Origin of the sequence: Herpetosiphon gulosus (assembly GCF_039545135.1) — a bacterium.
Lineage (GTDB): Bacteria > Chloroflexota > Chloroflexia > Chloroflexales > Herpetosiphonaceae > Herpetosiphon > Herpetosiphon gulosus.
In genome coordinates this window covers 1-4274 of record NZ_BAABRU010000067.1, presented here as the reverse complement: position 1 = coordinate 4274, position 4274 = coordinate 1, and the positions used below count along the sequence as shown (strand labels likewise).

Below are 4274 nucleotides of genomic sequence, written 5' to 3'. Positions count from 1 at the left end.
TCGAATACATCGAAATTTTTTATAATCGCCAACGGCTACATTCGAGCTTAGCCTACCAAACGCCCGCGATGATTGAAGCGGCGTGGAGCGGATAAGATAATTATCCATTAAATCGTGACCACATCAGGACAAAACGGATTGATCGGTTTCCGGATCAGCTCACTTGGTACAAGGGTCGGTTATCCATCAACCTGTCGATTCTCGATCCTGGTGATTACGCTGCGGACGTTGCGTCCGGTATGGATGCCGATCAGACCTGGTATAGCGTGCTCTTGTTGGAGACCGATAGCGCGGAGCCTTGTTTCCCCGCCGTCCCACCCATTGCCGACTAAAACAGTGATCATCAAAGGGGCTGCCGATGCGCCTTCGCTCACTTATTCGTGGGGTCTATACCATCCTGGCTGTGATGGTTGCCTTCGCGCTGCTGTCCGGTCGTGACGACCCCGCCACCAATCTGCTGTTGAGCCTTGCCGCGATGCTGATCATTGCCTTGGTCAGTTGGTGGTCGTGGCTTGGAGAACGCCAGCGTTCCAAATAAGCCTGGCTGATTCCTTAATCCCCGTGCTGCCTGCGTTCTGCTGGAGCCTTTTTTCCGTGTGGACTGCTGCTTTCGCAAACACCCATCGCTGCCCTGCATGGGCAGCGATGGGTTGGTGGTGGGCTAGAGATCGGCGTAGGCGGAGACGGCCAAGGTGTTCCCTGTTTGATTGGACGAACCAAAGGTTGTCCAGCGCCCTGACACATAGGGCTGACCAATCCACGCGGAGCAATATCGCGCATTGGAACAGGTGTACGACCCATTATAGGAGCTACCATTGGTGCGCTGAATGGTCACGTACACGGTAATGGTGCGATTGGTCGGGCATCCGGTGACGCTGGCGGTTCCAACGACCCCATCAGACACCCATGTTCCAGCGGTATTGGTAAAGCCTTGACGAACCGGTTTGCTGGCACTCACGGTACAGCCTGCGAGTGCGCCCATGGTGGGGACGGTGGTGGATGGCGTTGCCGCATGACTGGCGGTGGGGATGGCCGCAACCAGCGCGAGGGTGAGCAGCATGCCGAGGGTTATGATCCGACGAGCGAGGACGCGATGAAGCGACATGGGAAACCTCCTGAAAACACACACGGCCTTGGGGACTCGCCCAAGCCATGGGGAGTATGGCGCGGATTGGCCTTGGTGTGAAGCAGGGAATGCCAGGGGGGAAGCGGGGGGAAGCGGGGGCATTAAGGCGGAGAATCCAGGGAATCGGGCGGAGTGGCCGCGATTCCTGCAACCCCATGATGCTCTCGATGGGCCGTGTGGTTGCTTTGCACCGACAGGATGGGGCAACCCCATCCTGTCGGTGCGATTCCGATCTGCTGCGGGCGAGGCGGGCTAGTTATACTGCCACAGCTGATGACTATCTTGACCATTGGCAAAGCCATCAATCACCATGAAGAAGCGACTATCGTTTTTGACCAGATCGAAATCATCAGCACTATTGGTCAGGGTTTTGATCGGGTTGGCAAGGCTAAGCGTGCTACCGTTAAACGTATAGGTCAGAAAGCGCAGACGTTGCCAATCGTTATTGTCGGTCTGACTGCCTGTTTGGCCCACGACCACGACCTCATTGCCTTGATCGACCACTTGGACTTTGCCGGAAAAGAGGACGGGGAGGGTGGCTTCGTCTTCATAGACCAGCACATTGGGCAGGGCTGGGCTGGGATTGCCCGAGCTGGCTACGGTCCAGCGGGCGATTTCGGCGCTGGCCAACGGCGAGGCCGTATTGGTCGCGGCGGTATAGATCCGATTGCCCGATAAGGAAATATCGGCAAAGCCAATCACGCCGCGGGGACTTTGGGCTAATTTCAGCAACTCGCCGTTAACATCGACCTTCCAGAGCGTCACGATCATATTATCGTTGGCATCTTGGGCGGCCATGGCGAAGTTGCGCGAGCTTTTAATGTAATCGGCGCTCATGGCGATCTGTCCGGTGAGGCCTACCGAAATTTTGGTGGACTGATGGGTAAAGGTCTGACCATCAGGGCTGAGCGTCCAGACATCAAAGCGCGCACGGCCATCGCTGAGTTGGACAGCGGAGACGAGGGATGGGTTCAGGGTTGGGCCAACGCGGACGATATGGACGTAGTTGATGCTGGCCGCAATGGTCGCGACCCCATCGGTATCGCCAAGCCGCTCAAGCCGATTGGCTCCCGTGGCATTGGTTTTGAAGGCAATCAATTTGAGTTGATGACTGGTAATCGCGGCGACGACCACCATATTATCGCGATATTCGGTCACATCGACAGCTTGAATAGGACCTTCGGTTAACACGAAGTTCGTGCTAATCGTACCGTTCGCATTGGTGTAAATTCCATTGATCCGCAAGGCATTGTTGTTACTGGTTTGTTTGGTGGCGGCGACATAGACCTGTCCACCATTATAGGTTCCTCCATTGGCGGTTGATACATGATCAACGGCGGTCACGTTTTGACTATCGAGGAGATCAAAATCGGCGGTGGCGGCGGCGGGCAGGATGGTGATGCTCAACAGGGTGAGCAGGATGACGAGGCGAAGACTGAACCGTTGGGTCTGCATTGGGATACCTCCAAAACCACTCATACACCAGCGGATACGGATAGCACGGCCACCCGATCCTACATTTCATTCGATGAGCCGTATGCCAGCGCCTATCGGTGGCATCGTTGCTGCAATGTTGTTGTCCATCGTTTCGCTCCTCTCCAGCATAGCCGTAGCATGCCATCGAAAAGTCTCATTTTGGGGCGAAAAAGTCTCATCCTGGCAACCCTGTCGCGTACCGGAGTGGGCTATCTGCGTCCTGCAGGAGCCTTTTACTGGGTCTTTTTCTCTCCTGATTCTTATCCATGCTGATCTGCGAGCAGGGTGGTTTTGTGATGTCGTTTTTTATAGCAAGGTGACGATTATAGTTCGCTCACCACGTTTCGGATCGCCAATCACCGTTGGGTACCGGGTGGCGAGGGTCGGGAAGGGCGTGAGGAAACCAACTTTCTGGCGGTGTGTTGGGGGAACGTGGCCGACCGCGTGGCCCAACGTATGAGCAAAGGTATGCCGCCCAAAAACATACGGTGCTAGTGAAGGTACAAGACCGTTGAACCTTGGCCGGCTACCCATCCAGCCGCAGGTTGTGGCGTGGATTGATCTCGTGGCCTTTGTCGATCAGGCAGGTTAGTCCCAAGTCTGTGTGAGTTGGGGCCAGTACAGCTTTTATTCGCACGGGCTAAAGGAGACGGGCATGAAGCTGATGAAGCAGAATCAGACCGTTGGACAGCAGTAACGGGCCGACTTGGACAACTCAACCGAGCAGCTATACCGCGTGTTAATGATGCGCTGGTGGCGGAGGATTAGGCGACGGCGACGGCGATGATTGGCTGGGAGCCAGAGCGCTGGGAGCGGGTCCTGCGTGGGAAGGACAGAACCGATGATTACACGGCCTATGCATTGGTGGGTGATCCGGTGGTGTTGACGGCCTCGACCACGGCGAAGATTCAATGGACACAGGCAGGCGATCCGAAGCCCCAGTGTATGACAGTTAAAGTGGGAAAGAGCAACCGCATCACGGTCAATGGCTGGTCGCCGTGCCCAGGCGAGCGCTAACCGAGTACGCGCGAACAAGGTGGGGGCAGGGGTCGCAGAGGCTGACGATTCCTGCCCCCACCTTGTTCGCTATCGTACTTGATGCTTCCACCCGCAATACATGAAGCGGCGTGGAGGGGCTAACGCGTGATCCCATCCGTCGCACGGGGCCATGTCCACGCGGCACGCAGGATGAATACCAGAATGAGCACCTCGATGCCGATGGAGAGGCCATAGAAGGAGGCCCAGTCCCAGGATTCCCCCGCTGCGTTGATGGCCGCGAACGGGATTTCAAGCGCTGCCACGATGAGGTTCGTTGTGCGGTTCGCACGAGCGGGCAAGGTCTTGGAGAGGAGGATCATAAGGGCTGGGATGGCCACGAGCGCGAGGACGATGGTCAAATACGTTGGGCTGATGGTGAACTCAAAGATGACACCCGACCGGATGTGGTCGATAGCTCCGGGCTTGTACAGGTGGAAGTAGTCCACATAGATGTAGAGGAACATGAAGCTGGTCCAAGCGGCTGCGAGCTTCGCCTGGACGGGGATCTGGGACTGTCAAGTAGATTGTGTATTTCGCCCCATTACCCCGGAAAGCGTCCGTCAAAGCGAATGGCCAATTGGTTGCGAATCCGTGCCCAGTTTGGCAGCGTGACCCATTTTGCAGTGATATCGCG

4 protein-coding genes are annotated in these 4274 nt (G+C 56.4%); 1 reads left to right on the top strand and 3 read right to left on the bottom strand.

Features of this window, described 5'->3' with window-relative positions:
- The first annotated feature begins 358 nt into the window (after positions 1 to 358).
- A complete protein-coding gene (locus ABEB26_RS26620; protein ID WP_345725130.1) occupies positions 359 to 538 on the top strand; it encodes a hypothetical protein in 180 nt (59 codons plus the stop codon).
- Positions 539 to 661: 123 nt separating this feature from the next.
- Here the strand turns inward: ABEB26_RS26620 and ABEB26_RS26615 are convergent, their stop codons facing one another.
- The 3 genes from ABEB26_RS26615 to ABEB26_RS26605 all read right to left on the bottom strand — a co-directional run bounded on the left by ABEB26_RS26615 (position 662) and on the right by ABEB26_RS26605 (position 4146).
- Complete coding sequence (locus ABEB26_RS26615) at positions 662 to 1105, bottom strand: hypothetical protein (protein ID WP_345725129.1); 444 nt, start codon at positions 1103 to 1105, stop codon at positions 662 to 664.
- Between the two features lie 273 nt (positions 1106 to 1378).
- Positions 1379 to 2581 (bottom strand): hypothetical protein, encoded by a 1203-nt coding sequence (locus tag ABEB26_RS26610; protein ID WP_345725128.1) that lies wholly within the window; start codon positions 2579 to 2581, stop codon positions 1379 to 1381.
- 1157 nt (positions 2582 to 3738) lie between these two features.
- On the bottom strand, positions 3739 to 4146 hold the full coding sequence (locus ABEB26_RS26605; protein ID WP_345725131.1) for a DUF6326 family protein: 408 nt from the start codon (positions 4144 to 4146) through the stop codon (positions 3739 to 3741).
- Between the last annotated feature and the right edge of the window lie 128 nt (positions 4147 to 4274).

Excerpts from the sequence above, each read along its gene's own strand:
- ABEB26_RS26620 (WP_345725130.1), top strand. The coding sequence starts at position 359 with ATGCGCCTTCGCTCACTTATTCGTGGGGTCTATACCATCCTGGCTGTG.
- ABEB26_RS26615 (WP_345725129.1), bottom strand. The coding sequence starts at position 1,105 with ATGTCGCTTCATCGCGTCCTCGCTCGTCGGATCATAACCCTCGGCATG.
- ABEB26_RS26610 (WP_345725128.1), bottom strand. The coding sequence starts at position 2,581 with ATGCAGACCCAACGGTTCAGTCTTCGCCTCGTCATCCTGCTCACCCTG.